The 18,309-nt window shown below is 36.4% G+C and carries 24 protein-coding genes and 1 riboswitch; of the genes, 23 read left to right on the top strand and 1 reads right to left on the bottom strand.

What is annotated here, in order from left to right:
- The first annotated feature begins 66 nt into the window (after nt 1–66).
- The 9 genes from blaOXA to AC4HCY_RS17510 all read left to right on the top strand — a co-directional run bounded on the left by blaOXA (nt 67) and on the right by AC4HCY_RS17510 (nt 5,903).
- A complete protein-coding gene (gene blaOXA / locus AC4HCY_RS17550; protein ID WP_491094754.1) occupies nt 67–921 on the top strand; it encodes a class D beta-lactamase in 855 nt (284 codons plus the stop codon).
- 50 nt (nt 922–971) lie between these two features.
- Entirely contained in the window at nt 972–1,193 is a 222-nt protein-coding gene (locus AC4HCY_RS17545) for a hypothetical protein (RefSeq protein WP_323432260.1), read from the top strand.
- 160 nt (nt 1,194–1,353) lie between these two features.
- The gene (locus tag AC4HCY_RS17540; RefSeq protein WP_491094753.1) at nt 1,354–1,968 is read left to right on the top strand and encodes a DUF2268 domain-containing putative Zn-dependent protease; all 615 of its coding nucleotides are present in this window, start codon (nt 1,354–1,356) and stop codon (nt 1,966–1,968) included.
- A 143-nt stretch (nt 1,969–2,111) separates the two neighbouring features.
- Nucleotides 2,112–2,780 (top strand): DUF2461 domain-containing protein, encoded by a 669-nt coding sequence (locus tag AC4HCY_RS17535; protein WP_323432257.1) that lies wholly within the window; start codon nt 2,112–2,114, stop codon nt 2,778–2,780.
- Nucleotides 2,781–2,840: 60 nt separating this feature from the next.
- A complete protein-coding gene (locus AC4HCY_RS17530) occupies nt 2,841–3,206 on the top strand; it encodes a MazG nucleotide pyrophosphohydrolase domain-containing protein (RefSeq protein WP_323432256.1) in 366 nt (121 codons plus the stop codon).
- A gap of 16 nt (nt 3,207–3,222) precedes the next feature.
- The gene (locus AC4HCY_RS17525) at nt 3,223–3,630 is read left to right on the top strand and encodes a DUF6608 family protein (RefSeq protein WP_491094752.1); all 408 of its coding nucleotides are present in this window, start codon (nt 3,223–3,225) and stop codon (nt 3,628–3,630) included.
- Between the two features lie 65 nt (nt 3,631–3,695).
- Nucleotides 3,696–4,481, top strand: coding sequence for a class I SAM-dependent methyltransferase (locus AC4HCY_RS17520; protein WP_491094751.1), 786 nt, complete (start codon nt 3,696–3,698; stop codon nt 4,479–4,481).
- Nucleotides 4,482–4,567: 86 nt separating this feature from the next.
- Nucleotides 4,568–5,305, top strand: a complete 738-nt coding sequence (locus AC4HCY_RS17515; RefSeq protein WP_323432254.1) for a GNAT family N-acetyltransferase — start codon at nt 4,568–4,570, stop codon at nt 5,303–5,305.
- Between the two features lie 91 nt (nt 5,306–5,396).
- Nucleotides 5,397–5,903 (top strand): hypothetical protein, encoded by a 507-nt coding sequence (locus tag AC4HCY_RS17510; protein ID WP_491094750.1) that lies wholly within the window; start codon nt 5,397–5,399, stop codon nt 5,901–5,903.
- Nucleotides 5,904–5,943: 40 nt separating this feature from the next.
- Here AC4HCY_RS17510 and AC4HCY_RS17505 read toward each other — a convergent pair whose 3' ends face one another.
- Complete coding sequence (locus AC4HCY_RS17505) at nt 5,944–6,333, bottom strand: hypothetical protein (protein ID WP_323432252.1); 390 nt, start codon at nt 6,331–6,333, stop codon at nt 5,944–5,946.
- A 351-nt stretch (nt 6,334–6,684) separates the two neighbouring features.
- Nucleotides 6,685–6,769: riboswitch (cyclic di-GMP riboswitch) on the top strand.
- 111 nt (nt 6,770–6,880) lie between these two features.
- On the opposite strand from AC4HCY_RS17505, the gene AC4HCY_RS17500 reads away from it, so the two are divergent.
- The 14 genes from AC4HCY_RS17500 to AC4HCY_RS17435 all read left to right on the top strand — a co-directional run bounded on the left by AC4HCY_RS17500 (nt 6,881) and on the right by AC4HCY_RS17435 (nt 18,283).
- On the top strand, nt 6,881–7,459 hold the full coding sequence (locus AC4HCY_RS17500) for an HD-GYP domain-containing protein (RefSeq protein WP_323432251.1): 579 nt from the start codon (nt 6,881–6,883) through the stop codon (nt 7,457–7,459).
- A 143-nt stretch (nt 7,460–7,602) separates the two neighbouring features.
- Entirely contained in the window at nt 7,603–7,743 is a 141-nt protein-coding gene (locus tag AC4HCY_RS17495) for a hypothetical protein (protein WP_323432250.1), read from the top strand.
- Nucleotides 7,744–8,070: 327 nt separating this feature from the next.
- Nucleotides 8,071–8,961 carry an SPL family radical SAM protein gene (locus AC4HCY_RS17490; protein WP_323432249.1) on the top strand — a complete coding sequence of 297 codons (891 nt, stop codon included), beginning with the start codon at nt 8,071–8,073 and terminating at the stop codon, nt 8,959–8,961.
- Nucleotides 8,962–9,017: 56 nt separating this feature from the next.
- Nucleotides 9,018–9,746 (top strand): hypothetical protein, encoded by a 729-nt coding sequence (locus AC4HCY_RS17485; protein WP_323432248.1) that lies wholly within the window; start codon nt 9,018–9,020, stop codon nt 9,744–9,746.
- A gap of 159 nt (nt 9,747–9,905) precedes the next feature.
- Entirely contained in the window at nt 9,906–11,408 is a 1,503-nt protein-coding gene (locus AC4HCY_RS17480; RefSeq protein ID WP_323432264.1) for a helix-turn-helix domain-containing protein, read from the top strand.
- A gap of 274 nt (nt 11,409–11,682) precedes the next feature.
- On the top strand, nt 11,683–12,525 hold the full coding sequence (locus tag AC4HCY_RS17475) for an AraC family transcriptional regulator (protein WP_323432247.1): 843 nt from the start codon (nt 11,683–11,685) through the stop codon (nt 12,523–12,525).
- A 231-nt stretch (nt 12,526–12,756) separates the two neighbouring features.
- The gene (locus AC4HCY_RS17470; RefSeq protein ID WP_323432246.1) at nt 12,757–13,218 is read left to right on the top strand and encodes a pyridoxamine 5'-phosphate oxidase family protein; all 462 of its coding nucleotides are present in this window, start codon (nt 12,757–12,759) and stop codon (nt 13,216–13,218) included.
- Nucleotides 13,219–13,362: 144 nt separating this feature from the next.
- Nucleotides 13,363–13,872, top strand: a complete 510-nt coding sequence (locus AC4HCY_RS17465) for a GNAT family N-acetyltransferase (RefSeq protein WP_323432245.1) — start codon at nt 13,363–13,365, stop codon at nt 13,870–13,872.
- 37 nt (nt 13,873–13,909) lie between these two features.
- Nucleotides 13,910–14,380 (top strand): hypothetical protein, encoded by a 471-nt coding sequence (locus AC4HCY_RS17460; RefSeq protein WP_323432244.1) that lies wholly within the window; start codon nt 13,910–13,912, stop codon nt 14,378–14,380.
- Nucleotides 14,381–14,396: 16 nt separating this feature from the next.
- On the top strand, nt 14,397–14,990 hold the full coding sequence (locus AC4HCY_RS17455) for a GNAT family N-acetyltransferase (RefSeq protein WP_323432243.1): 594 nt from the start codon (nt 14,397–14,399) through the stop codon (nt 14,988–14,990).
- Nucleotides 14,991–15,011: 21 nt separating this feature from the next.
- The gene (locus AC4HCY_RS17450; RefSeq protein WP_323432242.1) at nt 15,012–15,695 is read left to right on the top strand and encodes a DinB family protein; all 684 of its coding nucleotides are present in this window, start codon (nt 15,012–15,014) and stop codon (nt 15,693–15,695) included.
- A 215-nt stretch (nt 15,696–15,910) separates the two neighbouring features.
- Nucleotides 15,911–17,275 (top strand): MATE family efflux transporter, encoded by a 1,365-nt coding sequence (locus AC4HCY_RS17445; protein WP_323432241.1) that lies wholly within the window; start codon nt 15,911–15,913, stop codon nt 17,273–17,275.
- A 31-nt stretch (nt 17,276–17,306) separates the two neighbouring features.
- On the top strand, nt 17,307–17,579 hold the full coding sequence (locus AC4HCY_RS17440) for a metal-sensing transcriptional repressor (protein WP_255227486.1): 273 nt from the start codon (nt 17,307–17,309) through the stop codon (nt 17,577–17,579).
- Between the two features lie 350 nt (nt 17,580–17,929).
- Complete coding sequence (locus tag AC4HCY_RS17435; RefSeq protein ID WP_323432240.1) at nt 17,930–18,283, top strand: VOC family protein; 354 nt, start codon at nt 17,930–17,932, stop codon at nt 18,281–18,283.
- The last annotated feature ends 26 nt before the right edge of the window (nt 18,284–18,309 follow it).

The following is an 18,309-nucleotide window of genomic DNA, read 5'->3' as shown; positions in this document are numbered from 1 at the left end:
TAACCAGACTAGGGATTACAAATTCCAAGTTATGGAGCAATATTAGAATATTGAAGGGATGTGTTTGTGATCAGAAAAATAATGCTAACATTTTTATTTCTCACTTTTTTAGTTGCTACTATTGGGTGTAGCAGTGCCACTAATACTCCTAAGAAAATAAATAGTGCAGAAAAAGTTCTAAATGAGGATTTAAGCAAGTATTTTACTGGATATGAGGGGAGCTTTGTATTATTTGATAAGAATAAGAATGAATACACGATATTTAATCAACCCAAAAGTCAAAAACAAGTTCCGCCATGTTCAACCTTCAAGATTATTAACTCCTTAATTGGTCTTGAGACCAAAGTGTTGGAGGATGAAAGCACCAGTTTTAAATGGGATGGAACAGATTATTCAATTGAGTCATGGAATAAGGACCAAACGTTGAAATCTGCTGTTTCCAATTCAGTAGTTTGGTATTTCCAAATCCTTGCATCAAAGATTGGCGAAGACAAGATGCAGGATTATATTAATAGAACGGACTATGGAAACAAAGATATTTCTGGCGGTATAACAAAATTTTGGCTTCAATCCTCTTTGAAGATATCACCCATAGAGCAAGTAGATATCTTAAGAAAATTTTACGATTATCAATTGCCTTTTTCCAAAAGGAATATAGATATTGTTAAGGATGTTATCGTTTTAACTACTGAAAATGGAATTAAGTTATCAGGGAAGACGGGTTCAGGTTCAAAACCGGAAAATAACGCACCGGAATCAAAATATATAAATGGTTGGTTTGTCGGGTACATTGAAAATAATGAAGAGGTTTACTTTTTTGCAACAAATATTGAAGCTGATGAAGCAACAGAAAAAAGTGCCGGAGGACAAGAGGCTAAAGAAATAACATTGAAAATTCTTAAAGATAAAAATTATTTATAAATGACTTGAAGGAATAGATATTTCTTTAATCATTTTCAGGTGTGGGATAAATGAAATTAGATACATTGAAGAGGCGATTAACAATGTTAAGGGTGAAGAAGTTATTAGTATCAACCTTAATATTACTGATGATTTTAAGCATAACAGTAGGATGTCAGGTAAAAGAAACAAAGGATTACTATATAAATGAGAAATATGGCTTTACTTTTGAAATTCCATCTAGCTGGCAAGGTAAATTTAAGGTCATTGAAAATGATAAAAGCATTGAATGATCCTCCGATGGCCGGCGAATTATTAGCTGAAAAGGGTGAGAAAGCATATGTTCTTTATACACCTTTAGATGTTGCAATTACGGATGAGGAGAAGGTCTTTAACAGAACTGAAAAAGACTTCAATAAAATGACATGCGCCCATAAAAATATATTGGAGGCTATGAAGAGTATAAACACAAGAGCAGAAGAAGTATTTAATTTGGATTTGGACATAAATTTGGTTTTATATTGCGGGCTATGCAATAGTGCAGGATGGGTTGATACCTATAACGGTAAAAGAGCAGTTCTCTATGGCATAGATAAAATCGCAGAGCTTAATTGGCATACAATACAGAAGATAGAATCACTTATATCACATGAACTTTGTCATGTTGTTCATTTTCAAATTAGAGGTGAGGATAATTTACCTGGTAATGTTGAGCTAAATAATTATAACAAAGGTATTTGGTCTTTATATGAAGAAGGATTTGCACAGTTTTTTCAATACAAGCTATTAGGCAAAGAGGCTGATTCAAGAGGAAGAGCGTGGATTGAAGAATGTAGAATTAATGAGAGACAGCTAAAAAAGTTATATTTAGAAGCATTGCATGATGAAGGGAAAGGAACGCGAGATTTTTTTGGAGATTGGTTTAAAGTATTGGAAATAAGTGATGTGGGATATTTCCTTGGTGCTGAACTGGTCAGAAAGCTATATATTCAATATAATATAGCATATATTGCACAACTGCCATTTATAGAAATAGAAAAACAGGTGATGAACTTTCTTGAAAACTGAGGACAATCAATGGGGTGAAAGTATTGGCTTCTAAAGTGCTACATTACTTAATCGCAGAAGAAATAATAAAGAAGATACAGAAGCAGGGATATCAAGCTGTTATAGGCAATCATCATTTGAAAAATTGATTGGAGGGTCATATAATGTTTAAAGGTTTTTCCGAAGATACCATTAAATATCTGAAAAAACTGAATGAGAATAACAATAAGCAGTGGTTTGAAGCCAATAGGGATAGGTATAAGAAAGTTTTGTATGAACCATTTGAAGAGCTTGTTTTGAATTTAGGGCCTTTTATGCTGTCTATTGATCCTTTATTAGATGTGAATCCCAAGAAGACAATATCAAGAATCAACCGTGATGTCAGATTCTCAAAAGACAAGAGTCCATATAGAACGAATATGTGGATTGCTTTCAAAAGGACATATCAGGACTGGAAAGCAGAACCAACGTATTTCTTTGAGATATGCCCCGATAATTATAGATATGGAATGGGTTTTTACAATTTACCAAAAGAATTTATGTCAAAGCTAAGAAGCATGATAGATGAGGGAGAAAAGAAGTTCACTAAAATTCATTCCCTATACATGAAACAAAACATATTTAAACTTGAAGGCGAGAAATATAAGCGAATTATTAATCCTGATTTACCGGAAGAATTAAATGAATGGTATCAGAGGAAAGAATTATACTTTGCTTGCAGCAGAAAGATTGATGAACGTTTATTTACTCCGCTTCTAGTGGATGATTTAATTGAAGGATTTGAAAAGATAGCCCCGATATATAACTTCCTCTTAGGATTAAGAGGAAGATAATAGGACAAGCAAAATATTGTGTATTTGCAGAGGGTTATAAACCAAGGAGGAGCAGAGTAAATGACTACTAATGAAAATGATTTAAAAATATCAGATATGCTAAAATTATCGTATGACTTATGGGAGAAACATAGTGAGACCTGGTCTCCTATGAAGCCGGAATATGCAAAATTCTTTATCCTTTATATGATTGAAGAAATTGGAGAGGCTATTGCAATTATAAAGAAAAAGGGCGAGGCGGAAATTATGGACAACCCCGATGTTAGGGAACATTTTATTGAGGAATTAGGAGATGTTATAATGTATTTTATGGATGTCCTAAATAGATTTGATATTTCATCCGAAGAGTTTTCAAAAATTTATCTGAAGAAATTTCTGAAAAACATTAATAGAGATTATGAAGAGCAATACAAGAACCTTAAGTAATGATTGGGGGAATTAAATGAAATCAAATTTTGTCCCAACCGTTAAAAACTCAGCATTATTATATTGTGTAATTTTTACGGTTGCAACATTAGCGGACAACATTTGGCAATTGTGCCGGGGACAGATAGCAGATTCAAATTATCATATTATAAATAGGGCAGTGGTTATTTTGATTGCCGTCATAACAATTACATTATTTGATAAGTTCAGGTTAAAAAGCAAGCTTTTATCCCACATAATATCCTATGCTATTTCAATGATAGCGGTTTTCACTTATGTATGGTTTACCAGCTTTTTAGACCCGTTGGGCCCCGGTGCATATCAAGGTATTTTCGTAATTTATACGCTTCTCACTATTTTACTTTCGGTAATAATTGAGATAAAAGAGCGTATTAAAAGAAAAAGGCAAAGCGTAACGAATTGAACAAAATATTAGTCATTCTGAAGATATATAACATACTCTACTCAACTTAAGGAGGAGATTACAACATGGAAGGAATTGCAAAGTATTATGAGGGTTACGATGAAGAGTCAAGATTGATCAAGGACAATTCTCACAAGGTTGAATTCATTTCAACAACTCATGTGCTGGATAAGAAGATAAAAAAAGATGCGAGGATATTGGAAGTTGGGGCAGGAACCGGAAGATATTCATTCTACTATCTCAATAAAGGACATATGATTACGGCATTGGATATTGTACAGAAAAATGTTGAGTTGATGATGGAAAAGGCCAGGACAATTGAGTCGAAAAATATAGAAATAAAGCTTGGCGATGCAAGGAACTTATCGCAGTTTGATTCAAATACTTTTGATGTTGTTTTATGCCTGGGGCCTATATATCATCTTTCAAAGCTGGAAGACCGGATTAAATGCATAGGTGAATGTATGAGGGTATTGAAGCCAGGCGGCATTTTGGCTGTTGCATATATAAATAGATATGCTCAATACGTTATTCAAATAAGCAGGGATAAAAATTATATTAATGATGAATCCTTAAGAAGTATAACTAAATCTGGAATCGAATCAGAGGAAGGTGAAAATTGTTTTTATTTTTCAACTTACGATGAAATGGAAGAAACTATGGCCGGTTTTAGTGCAGAAAAATTAGAGCATGTTGGAACCGACGGGATAGTTCACATGATGAGGGATAATATAAATGCTTTAGATGAGAGTGAGCTAGAGAAATGGTTGGATTATCACTTTATGACATTTGATAACCCTTCTCTCATAGGATATAGCTTACATAATTTGTACGTGTGCAAAAAGAAATAGCATTCCATATAACAGAGGTTTATGGATTTGCTGAATAAAGATTCTCAAAGAAAAAATTTCAATATGATGAGAGGAGAAGAACTTAATTGAACTTCACATTTCAAGATTATTACTATGGCTACTTGAGCATAGATAAAAAGGAACTTGAAATAGGTAAAAGGATATTTAGCTCTGATCAAAGAAATAAACCTTTAAATGGCCAATTTGTACAATACCTGATATCAACACATATAGATGGAAGATTGATTTTTTCAGTAGCACCTCAATATTATGATGATTTATTTGAGTTTATTAAAGGACAAGCTGTTGACGATGCAGATGAGATAATTGAGATGCTTGACATTTTTTTCAGCAATAAATTAGAAAGCTTTAAGTTGAGGAAGATGTATAGATTAATTCCTGGCGAAGATTATGATATATGGAGTTCATCGAATTCGTCTGCCGTGAAATTAACCAAGGAAATTTTCATGGAGGCTTTAGAAAATATAGATGAAGCGGAGAAAACGGAAGCCTGGGAGAGCAAAAAAGGTGAAATCTTAGAAGGCAGGAAGTTTGTTGTACTTGATGGTAAGAAAGTCGTATCCGCATGCAAAATTTCTGATATAGATTTTGGCGGAGGGAATATTGCTGTATGGACTGATTCGGCTTATAGGAATAAAGGATTTGGAAAAGAAGTCGTGACCGAAGCAGTGAAATGGTGTGTCAATAATAGCATTCTTCCTATATACTGGGTTGATGCTGAAAATACTGCTTCAATCAGTCTGGCCAAGGGTTTAGGCTTTGAAGTCAAATCTCAGGAGGTTGTTGCTTCGATAACATTATAAATTCTTGTATAGGGATCAGACCTTACAGAGCATTGCTCTAAATTAGTGTTTTATGCGGATAAGGATGATTTATATTTTTCGAGGTGAGGATATGAAAAAAGTTTATGTTATTTTTGCTGTATTTTTATTGCTGCTTGGAATTTCTGCCTGCTTCAGATTCTCCATCGTCGGAGTAAACAGAGACGGGCTTGAGGGCGATGCTCGTAAATCTCAAAAAATAGATGATAGCTGGCAGGTATCCAAATCTGTGACGGACGATCTTGGTGCATTGCTGTTTTATGATAAGCATTTAAATGATTTTACTTACTCCATTTATTTGAACAGAAAAGGATTCTCATTCGGATATTTTTTCCGCTCAGGCGGGGGTACCAGCGGCATTTCCAATGGTATTAGGGCCTTCAATTACGGCAGTTCCATGGCTTTAATTTCCATGAATAAGGTGAATGTGGCCCGAATTGAATGCGTGTCGGAAACTGGTCTAATACAAGACGCCGTTTATATGGTAGAGCCTTTCCATTTGCGCGAATTTGGCGGAACTAAACCAGGCTCACCGGTGTATGTAGAAAAAAGAATTAGAAAAATATTAGCAAGCCCCTAAAAATATCAAATAAATTTTAGGGGCTATAACTATTTTAGAACTATTTACGGAAGTAGCTGACCGGATACTTTTTACCTATGGCGGCATTCGCACCCAAATGAGGATAGTAGTCTTCACTATGTTCTATTCGGCATAGTACAGGACCATATGTTGTTATTTTTGCACTTGTCTCTCTGTTTCCGCAATGACGGCATTCCAACCAAGATGCGCCGTACATTCTAAAGTGATGATGAGGATAATCATAGTAAATACATGATTCTACTGGTATGTCAGGACCACCGGCACAGCTTCCTGTATATCTGTCAGCTTGCTGTTCACAAGAGCTGCATTCATTTGGGTCTTGTCCTGGTATGTTGGCATATGTATTGGAAATAAGCACACATAATACAAGTAGAATGATCAGGAGTTTTTTTGAAATTTTTTTAAACATAATCACACCTCCAAAATCTGATTCATGCGCAAACATGCTAATAAAAAATATGAAAAATATTTAAAGTTTATACCATTCAGTAAATAAAAATACAGTTATCTCTTTCTAAAACTTTATAGTGGCTTACATGAGCAGAAAGCTAAGCTTGCTGCTCTTTTTCATACCTATTTCAATATATGACAACAGCGTACAAAAACAAACAGTTATTGACATAAAAGGTAATTGGAAATATAATGGTAATGTTGTTTGAATAAACAATTCCTTTTCGCAATAATATCAATTCACAGCTATAAACACAGCAGGATTTACAGCAAATGCAATTAAATATTATTTTAGTATTACTGTTATGCTATATGATAATGGCAAACTTATCGAAAGGTAGGGGCGCAAAGCTACGAGTCTAAGGTGGAAACACTATGACAGTCGGGCCGCCAAGATAGAGTTTTTTTAAGCCATGGCCATTATAGCGCCATGGCTTTTATAATTTTAGGATTTTATATAGATACTATATAAGAAAAATGAAGTATAATTTTGAGGTGAATTCGTTGTGTCCAATGATAATGATTTTGATCTGTTTGAGAGCAACATTGATGATCTGCTGAAGCTGCTGAAATTTGATTCCAATACCTACAAGCATTCGATGAATGTAGCTCAATATTCAAAAAAATTTACTGAGCTGCTGGGTGATGAAGTTAATATTAATACGATCTATTATTCCGGCTTGTTCCATGATATTGGTAAAATAAAAGTTGACTCCAGTATACTGAATAAAAAAAGTGAGCTTAAGCCTGAAGAATTTAGCAGCATGATGAAGCATTCTCAGTTTGGTTATAACATATTAAAGCGAACTCATATGCCCAAGGAAATGAAGTTTGCAGCATTCTTTCATCATGAGCGCTGGGATGGAAAGGGTTATCCCTGGCATTTGGAGGCGGGGCAGATCCCTAAAGTAGCAAGGCTTATAAGCATATGTGACGTATTTGACGCATTGACTTCCGACAGACCTTATAGAAAGGCATATTCAATAGAAAAGGCATTAAATATTATGCAGAATTCAAAAGGGCAATTCGACCGGGAATTATTTAAAGCATTTATTGACAACTTGGATTCAATAATCGATAGGTAGGAATTTAATAAATTATCAGGCAGGTGAGAAAAATCACCTGTTTTTACTTTATCGGTATTAAGCATATAGGTTATGACAATCGTAACTGGTATAATAATAGCAAGAACATATAATTTATAATCAAGTGTAATGGAGGGGTTTTTATGAAGTCTGCTGATCTATACCATCGATTGGAACGGGATTTTATCTCGGAAAACATGAGAGATAACTGGGCGAAATACATGGGCGAATTAGAAGAGTATCTTTCTCCTAATTTCAAAGAAAGAATCATTAGCAAAGCTTAGAGAGAATAGAGTATCTATATATAATTTACATGTGCCGTTGGATAACTTCAGCGAATATTCAACAAGCAAGACTTTAGCTGATGTTCTTATTACAGGCATTTCAGCCAACAATGAAGATTACTCAGAAGTTCATGAGCTTGAGCGGAAAAGCCGCATTAATATTCTAGGAGGAACACATTATTCCACTGAAAAATTTGCATGTCAAAAGATGTGTACTTATTTTGAAAAGCTTGGACTCGTCTCTGCCTTTATTGAAGGAGAACCGGTATATGAGGATATGTAAGCTTATTATGTGATAAAAAGTGATTGAACAAAGAGGAGAGCATTATGCATGAAACAGAAGTAAAGGGTATCCTATCAGCTCAAAACGGAATGAATATATACCGCGGCTGTACTCATGGATGCATTTATTGTGATTCGAGGAGCAAGTGTTATCAGATGCATCATGATTTTGAAGATATAGAAGTTAAGATAAATGCGGCAGAACTTTTAGAGGATGCTTTGCGCAGAAAAAGGAAAAAATGCATAATCGGCACCGGGGCAATGAGCGATCCATATATTCATCTGGAGGAAAAATTGGGCAACACCAGAAAATGCATTGAGCTTATTCATCACTATGGATTCGGACTGGCTATACAGACCAAGTCCGCAAGAATTCTAAGAGACCTGGAACTGTTCAAAAAAATTAATGAAAAGTCAAAGTGTGTAGTACAGATGACCCTTACTACTTATGATGAAGCTTTGAATAAGGTCATCGAACCCAATGTGAGCACCACAAGAGAACGGTTTGAAGCGTTGAAGATAATGCGCGATAACGGAATCCCTACGGTAGTCTGGTTGAGTCCTGTTTTACCGTTTATCAATGATACGGAGGAAAATATCCTGGGGATTTTGGATTACTGTATAGAGGCGAAAGTACATGGCATCATCTGCTTTGGCATAGGATTGACCCTAAGAGAGGGGAACCGGGAATACTTCTATAAGAAGTTGGATGAGCATTTTCCCGGGATGAAAGGCAGATATATTGAAAAGTACGGCTATGCATATCAAGTAAGCAGCCCTAACAACGGCAAGCTGATGAGCATGGTGAAAAGAATATGCAGATCCCATGGTATATTGTGTGACATTAATGAATGCTTCAGCTATCTTCACAAATTTGAGGATAAAAATGAGTATGAGCAATTGATGTTGCCGGGACTGGATAAGCTGGGGGAATAGGTTGAATAAAGTTATCTGTGTTAAAAAATGCTGTGAAGTTAGAGGGGGATTCTAATATGAACAAGACTGGTAAATGCTTGCTGCTGATTATGGTATTAGGTATGCTGATGATGTCAATCCTGTCTGCACCAGCTATGGCAAACTCTGCGGAACCGCCGTCATTGGTAATACTCGTCATCAATCCGCCGGATGATCTTTCAATTGCATTGGTATCCAATGAAAAACAATCGGAAGCGGTAGTCCGACGGGTTGCATGGGAAGGATATTACGCCTTTTATTCGCGAGATATGCAGGCTGACGGAAAGTATACGTTCAAAGCCGCCACAAACGGGGAGAGCTTTGAATTTACGATCAGCGGACCCTTGCAGCGCTATAATAATGTGTTCACCTTGAATTTATCCACTCAAGAGCTTACACCTGGGAAATATCCGCTTCGCTCAGTGCTCCTGGTCTCAATCCGGTTATTGCTCACGCTTTTGCTTGAAGGCGTGATCTTCATGCTCTTCAGGTTCAGGAAAAAGAGAAGCTGGCTTGTATTTCTTGCTGTGAACCTTGTTACTCAGGGCGTGTTGAATATCTGGCTGAATAGCGGAGGCTCGCTGATGCCTAGCTACTTGATCTTCGCCTTGATCATAGGAGAGTTTTTTGTATTCACTGCCGAGATGATTGCGCTTCCCATTTTCATTAAGGAGCATAAAAAAAGCTATATCTTGATTTATGCTTTTATAGCAAACCTTATAAGCTTAATTGCCGGCGGTTATATTATATCAGTTTTGCCTGTTTAGGAGTGGAGGTCGCTGTATAGGGTTATGTTTTTAGGATATTTATTTAGTTTTGCATCTAAAAAGAACGTCAGAAACGTCGAGCAATGACGTTCTTTTTGAATTATAATATAATCACTTCCGGAAGAAAAGATTAGAGGGGGAGGTAAAATTTTGGATTACATGATCGAAACCTGTGCAATTATTGCTTTCATCGAAGAGCGAATAAAGCAAAAGCTTGAATTTGCGGAACTTGAGAAAACCTTGAATTTTTCTTATCGTCACATCAGAGAAATATTCAAGAAAAAAACCAATATCACTTTATCCCATTACATCGTGGCTCGAAAGATTGCAAACTGTGCATTCGAAATCGCATCAACTAAAAAAAGCCTGACAGAGATAGCTTCTGAATATGGCTTTGACAGTTATGACACATTTACTCGAGCTTTCAAGCGTCAAATAGGCATAAGACCGTCGGAATTTAAAAATTCAAGTTTTATATGCGGAAGAAAGTGTATTTGTACAGGCATATATGCTCCTGCTATTTTAAATCTTGATAATTCAAAGCTTGCCCTCCCAATTTTATCGGAGGTTGATATTGTGAATAAAACTTTAAAAACACAAAACAGCTGCATTCTTTATGGTGTGCCTAAAGTGTATTATGGGCGCAATTATGATGGCGACTGGCAATGCACTCCATTTCCTATGTGTTTGCAGGCTGTTTTGAATTATATGGGGCAAAATGTCCATTACTCGTATATTATGGCGGCTTCCGGTGCATCTTTCCGCTTAAGATGGAAGGAAAGCGGCTGGGATTTAGCCGCTGTAGACATACGAAACATTTACGAAAATCCCGTAATGCCTTTTATACTCTCATTTAAGGCAGTAGGACGAAAGTTTAAAATTTTAGAAAAGGGTACCAGCTCAAAGGACGACTTTATAAGCCTTATTAAATCAGAAATAGACGGAGGACGGCCGATAATTGCACTCGGTGTTGTCGGCCCACCAGAGGCAAGCATTGTTACGGGCTATAAAGACAACGGAGAAGCCCTATTAGGCTGGAGCTTATTTCAGGACAATATGGAATTTGCAAAAGGTCTTACCTTTGATGAGTCGGGTTATTTTATATGCAGCAATTGGTGGGAAAATACTGAGGCGATTATGTCAATAGGAGAGGAAGCCGGTGCGATGGTACCGGTAAAAGAACTGCTTGAAAATGCTCTTTATCTGCTTACTGCTGAAACAATTGATGTATACAACGGTAAATACTGTTCATACTTAGGAGGACAAAAAGCATATTCTGCATGGGCAGATGCAATGTCTGATGATGGAAACTTTTCTAAAAGCACACAATTATCCTTGCTCATAGAGAGAAATATGTGTTTTGTTGATGCTACAGTTATGGTTGGTGAAGGCCGCTTCTATGCTGCTGAATATATAGACCAGCTTGGGGAGGAAAACCCCGGAATCTCAAAGGAATGCAAGAAGTGTGCAGAATACTTCAGGGCTGCAGCCGACTGCATTACCAAAATGCAAGCTCTGATAAAAGGTGATTGTGGTGAAGAAGCTGCTCGAAAACTTGCTGATAAGGAAACCAGAACTCAAATCGTTTCTTTGATAAAAGAAGCACAGCTGCATGAAGCAAAAGCGAGTGATGCGTTAAAAACTATCATCGCCAAGATGTAATATATAAAGCGATGATTTTAATGTAAATGGAGATGAGAAGAAAACATCTTAATGATGGGGCTGTGCATAACAGTCCCATTTGCGGCTCTTTTATCAGCCAGCACAACAGATTAATTGAAGGTCTTGCTTTCAAGATTTGATAACCATATAATGGTATTAGTTAATGCATTCTTGATGGACGAGGAGAAGCCGGATCACCGTCTTTTTTGGTTCGATAAATAACGGGAACGATGAATCTATACACTCTATAATTAATTTGGAAGGAAGGCTATTGATGGAATGGATTGAACGGCTTAATGAAGTGATCAGTTATATAGAAGAGCATCTGGATGACGAAATAAGTAATGAAGCAATAGGAAAGATTGTTGTGTGCCCTGTCGGATCATTTCAAAGGACATTTTCCTTGATGACAGGTATTACGCTTTCAGAATATATACGAAGAAGGAGACTGACAAAGGCAGCTTTTGAATTGCAGTCTACAGATTGTAAAGTAATTGATATCGCAGTTAAGTACGGGTATGAGTCATCAGATGCTTTTTGCGTTGCCTTTAAAAAAATGCATGGCATTACACCCATAGCTGCAAGACAACAAAATATTAAGCTGAAATCCTATCCTTGCCTTGCCTTTGAACTCAGAATAAAAGGAGATGTAGAAATGAATTATCGTGTTGTAGAAAGAGAAGACTTTAGAGTCGCTGGAAAAATTGTAACTTCATCGTTGGAAAACAACATAATACCGGAGTTTTGGGATCAGTGCAAAAAAGATGGTACTGTTGACAGATTGCTTGAAATAGGCGTGAACTCCAGTACTCTCGGTATGTGTTTCGGCTACAATGATGAAGGCATAAACGACTACATGGTTGGTATCGAAACAAGCAATGAGGGTATAGAGGGTATGAAATATGTTGTAGTTCCTAAGTCTACTTGGTTAGTCTTTGAATCCATAGGACCGGTAAGTCCAACGCTTGAAAATACTTGGGGCAGAATATATGGAGAATTCTTGCCTCAAAGCATTTATAAGCAGGCAGCGCTGCCTACAATGGAAAAATATTTTGGCAGTGATGTAGATGCTGATGATTACCGTGTTGAAGTCTGGATTCCTGTAGTTAAAGAGTAAGTGCCTGTTGATGAGTGTAGCGCGAGAAGCGAATCATTGGAGGACAAGTAGTGCGTTGCCGCGCGTCCATGCCTGAGTATGACAGGCATGGACTATGTGGTTTTACCTCATATCGGTAGAATGACGAAGAAAAGGCGGGAGGAAAACATGGATAGGAAGGACATCAGCTGAGATTGTTTAGCCATGCCATAGCAAGGGAAATAAATATACCTAACAAAGGAAGCGATAACTATGGAGAAAACAGCAAACGAAATCCAAAAAGAAAGGATTAAAGAAATCGAGGAGAAGGCTTCTCAATTACTAGAAAAGTGCGAGACTGTAACACTTGCCTCTATTAATGAAAATGGATACCCGCGCATATGCGCTGTAACGAAAATCAGAAATAATGGTTTTTCCGAAATCTATTTTATGACATCAAAAAGATCTCACCTAAATGGGAAGGCCACTCATTTTGAAAATAATACTAAAGCCAGTGTTTGCTATTATATTGGTGGTGACAGTGTCACACTGATCGGCGATGTTGAAATAGTAACGGATATGGATGAGAAAAGAAAATTCGATAATGATTGCGATAGAAATTTCTTTAAGAAAGGGATTGAAGACCCAAAATGCTATTTATTAAGATTTCGAACTAATGAGGCAACATTTTGGATTGAAGGCAAATTTAGAACCTGTAAATATAAAACTAAATGATACATATTATGAGCAGCGGCATTAATAAACCATATGCATTCGAAGATATCTAAAGCTATGGCAGCGGAAATACTTTTTGTAGAAGATAATAAAGCAATTTCAGGAGGCGCCTTTTTTGAAGGATTTTGAGTTGGAGGTGGGCAAATGGATATAGTGCTAAAAACAAGAACAAAGGAACATGTGGTGACCTTTTGGAACAAGACTCAAGATGAAGAAATAAAAAGATTATTTCCCTTTAGTGTTGAATCCTTAGAAAAAGCATTGGTATTATTTGAGGAATCTATGAAAGAAGATGCCTTGAGCTACGGGAAAGTAATATATTTCGAAGGGAAATATGTTGGGGATATTTGGTGCTATAGCATAGATGAAAGTGATGAAAAAATGGCTATGCTAAGTGTTGTCATCTTTGAAAAGGAACTGTGGGGTAAAGGGATAGCAACAGAAGCAGCCGAAGCTTTTATTAATGAAGTATTTAATAAGTATGATATAGGAAAAATCGGAGCATTTACATACTCCGATAATCATGGATCAATAGGTCTGTTAAAAAAGATTGGATTTTCTGAGATTGAAACATTTGTTGAAGACGGCGTCGAATCAAAATATTTTGAGGCTTCTATAGACCGCTTCAGAGGCGTTGCGGACAAAAAAATATAGAGGATAGAAAAATAGTAACCTTTTGGGGGGATATTATATGTTGGGACATTTAGGATTTTCATATGTAGGTCTGATATATTTGCTCATGTTATTTATCCCAAATATCATTTGGAGTAAGAATAAGCCGATAGATTACAGCGGCGCCTCAGAAAACAAAATATTATTATTGTTTGAACGTGCAGGACAGGTATGCTGTACTTGCAGTGCATTGATTTTTATTGATTTCAATATTGCTCCGTTTTCAGCATGGAGCTTGTGGCTGGCCGCATCATTTTTTCTGATGGTCATTTACGAGGTTTGTTGGATCAGATATTTTACTGGTGAACACACAGAAGAAAATTTTTATCGCAGCTTTTATGGAATTCCGGTACCTCTTGCAAGTCTGCCTGTTGCGGCTTTCTTATTGCTGGGCATTTACGGCAAGGTTATTTGGATGATTGCATCTGCCGTCATAATAGGCATAGGGCATATAGGAATACATATTCAGCATTTAAAAGCGTTAAAGTGAGAATAGAGGAGAAGCAATGGATATATTCATTGAGACGGAGCGGCTTATATTAAGGCAATTCAAAGAGACGGACGCAGAAGCATTATCCTTGATATGCAATCAAAAATATATTTTAAAATGGATGCCTGACTGGGAAGGAAACGTAGAAGAAAGAAGAGAATGGATAAGGTGGATTGAAAGCTTATATACAAAAGCAAATAAAGAAACCGCAAGAATAATGCTTGCGGTTGCCTTGAAAGAAAGCAAAGAATTGATAGGTATGATAGGGATAGGGAATAAGGAAGAAGTCGACAATGAAATAGAAATCGCTTATTTTATTTCCGAAGACTATTGCAACAAGGGCTATATGACCGAAGCGGCAAGGGCAATGGTTCAGTGGACCTTCAACACTTTAGACTTAGAATATCTTATTGCAATTGTTGAAATCGATAATTTTCCATCTCAGAGGATAGTTGAAAAATGCAGATTTATAAAACTCGGCACTAAGAAAATCTTAAATTCTGGCGAAACAGAGGAAAAGCCATTTTATTATTATCGCTTATATAATAATGTCAGGGGAACAAAACCATGTATCGATGATGCGGGTTTTGTTATAGAAAAGAAGAAATAAAGCATAAGGAGAAGGAATAGCATGGATAATAAGAGAGCCTTATGGAACTCACAGCAAAAATTATTAAGGGACATAATATTGAAGCCGGATAGGTTTGATGAAGCCATTAAGCTGTGTCTGGAACAGCATTCAATGGTTCATTCTTCAGAAATGTCTCGAATAAGTGCGGTAACGTTTGAGGATGAATTGTGGGAAGGACTGGATGAGTTTTCATTTCGTACTATGCCGACTGTAAAAGATGAGACTGTTGCCTGGAGCTTATGGCATTTAACCAGGATTGAAGATATCACGATGAATATTCTGGTGGCTGATGAAACTCAAATTATCAATACAGATAATTGGATTGAAAGAATGAATGTAAATGTTCTCGATACCGGCAATGCTATGACAGACGAGGAAATTATCGATTTAAGCTCAAATATCGATATGCAAGAATTACGCAATTACAGGATAGCTGTAGGGAGGAAAACTCGTGATATTATTCAACAATTTCAGCCTGCGGATCTAAAGCGTAAAATGGAACCAAAGAGGCTGCAGCGGATTTTAGATGAAGGAGCAGTTTTAAATGTTGACGGCGCCAAATGGCTGATAGATTTCTGGGGCAGGAAGAATGTAGCGGGAATATTACTAATGCCTGTAACTCGCCACAATTTAGTGCATATTAACGAATCGATGAATATTAAAAAGAAATGCTCCAAAATATAATCAAGCAAATCCGGAGCATCCTATGACAGCTTTTGATGATGTAAATTATTGTTTGGCAGTAAAGGAATAGACACACATATAGGAAACTTAGGAGCAAGCTTATTTGTTCTCCAATATTATTATTTTTGTTAATATAGTTGCATTTCATTAAGAGAGAGAATATAATAACAATATCCCCCCATGGGGGATATTGTTATTATGGGGGCAGATATGATATGGAGAATAAATCGGTTTTTTTCAAAGGATTCGACAAAAAAAGTTGTATAACCATAATGGCTTTAGCTTTTCCGGCAATGGTTGAAAATATCTTGCAGGTTTTGATCGGCGTTGCGGATACATACTTTGTAGGGAAAATCGGAACTGAAGCTATAGCCGGGGTTGGAGTCACAAATTTAATCATGAATATTTACATTGCTTTTTTTCTGGCTCTGGGAGTAGGCACTACTGCTATTGTATCGAGAAATATTGGCGCAGGTAACATTGAAGATGCTAATAATGCAGTGAAGCAGTCATTTATAATGGCTTTTGCCATAGGGATAGCCTTCGGAATCATCAATCTCATATTTTCTAAAAATATATTGCTTTTTCTGGGCGCAGAAAAAAGAGTACTGGAGTATGCCCTGCCCTATTTTTTCTCTGTCGCTGTTCCGTCGGTATTTTTGTGCCTTATGATGGTTTTGTCCAGTGCATTAAGAGGCTCCGGAGATACTAAAACACCAATGCAAATATCAATCGTTATGAACATAACTAATATAGTACTTGATTATATATTGATTTTTGGTATATTTAACTTTAATGGGCTTGGAATATTAGGGGCGGGTATAGCAACTACAATCTCCAGAATAATCGGCTTTATGCTTTTAATGAAAAAGATTAACAGCAATAATAATGTTAAAATCCATATGAATTTAATGGACAAGTGGTGCATTGATAAAGACATACTTAAATCTATTGCAGAGATTGGTTTACCGGCTGCGCTTGAAAAACTATTTATGCGCTTTGGACAGCTTATCTATGGAGGGATGATCGTAAAGATTGGCACCGAAGCCTATGCAGCTCATAATATAGCAGGAACCATAGAAACATTTTCTTACTTGCCTGGAATGGGCTTTGGAGTAGCAGCTGCTGCTTTAGTCGGGCAAAACCTCGGTGCTAATAGAAAAGATATGGCTCAGAAGCTTGGATTTATGTCTTATTTATTGTCTGCAGGATTTATGATGATAGCAGGTGCTATTTTCTATCTGTTTGCGATCCCGCTTGCTAAAATCTTCAGCACAGACCAAGAAGTGATTGACATGGCTGTTAAAGTTTTAAGGATTATAGCATTGGTTCAGCCTTTTGTATGCTCAACTCTTGTAATCACCTCGGCATTGCAAGGGGCAGGAGATACAAAGTTCCCAATGTGTTCAACCTTGATTGGTATATGGGGATTCCGAGTGTTAGGCGTGTATATATTAGGACTTAAGTTAAAAATGGGGCTGGTTGGTGTATGGCTGGCAATTTCTGTAGATTTAATAATAAGAGGAATTATCTTGATGATTCGCTTTATGAACGGTAAATGGAAAGATAAAAAAATATGATAGGTATTTTAATAAAAGGAGTGAAGTCTATATGAATGAACATAATCATCCTCATCATAAACAGATTATTAACAGGATGTCGAGGATTATCGGACATGCAGAGGCAATAAAAAGAATGTTGGAAGAAGGAAGGGACTGCAGCGAAGTGCTTATACAAATAGCAGCGGTCAGGTCTGCGCTTAATAGTGCCGGAAAATTAATTTTAGAAGATCATATAAATCATTGTGTTTTGGAGGCTATTGAAAATAAGGATAATGAACCGCTGGAAAAATTAAATACTGCCATAGATAAGTTTATCAAGTGATTATTACATAGTGCATACTTGATATATATCACAAATGGCTGCTAAATTTAAAATAGACAAGTCTTAAAAAAGACTTGTTTTTTTGAATTCATAGAACTTTAATAAGCTTATATTTATATAGAAAAAGCTAGAAATGTATGGTAAAGTTTAGGTATTAAAATTAACAATTGGAATTTAATTTTTATAGATATATATAACGCAATAAATGCATTTGTAGTTTTAAAAAGGCATATGCCGTCATTCTGAGCGTATGCTAAGAATCTTAGCCAGATTCTTCACTCCACTTTGTTTCGTTCAGAATGACAGTTTTGTAAAATATTTAGTGCGATTTATATAGAAAGGAAGAAAAAATGATCTTAGGAGAAGTCTGTTTAGAAACAAATGACGTAATAAAAATGGCTGATTTCTATAGAAAAATCTTAAACATTCCTTCAGACTGTAAAGATGAAGTGCATCAGTTTATTATCACGGAAGGCACAACATTGAGCATTTACAATAATGGAGAAGCGAAGAATAATCAGAACCAGAATATCAGCATTGCTTTTACTGTTGATGATGTAGATGCAGAATATGAGAGGTTGCTGGGGCTAGGCATAGATATTATTGATGCTCCTAAATTGCAGCCGTGGGGAGCAAAAAACATGCATTTTTGCGACCCTGACGGCAATCATATATACTTCAGGAGTATCCCTGAATGCTTATGATATGTTGAGCAGCATGGGAAGAAAGG

Source organism: Lutispora sp. QWL-02 (genome assembly GCF_058315355.1).
Note: the sequence above shows the minus strand (reverse complement) of the source record. Positions and strands in the feature narration are given on the sequence as shown.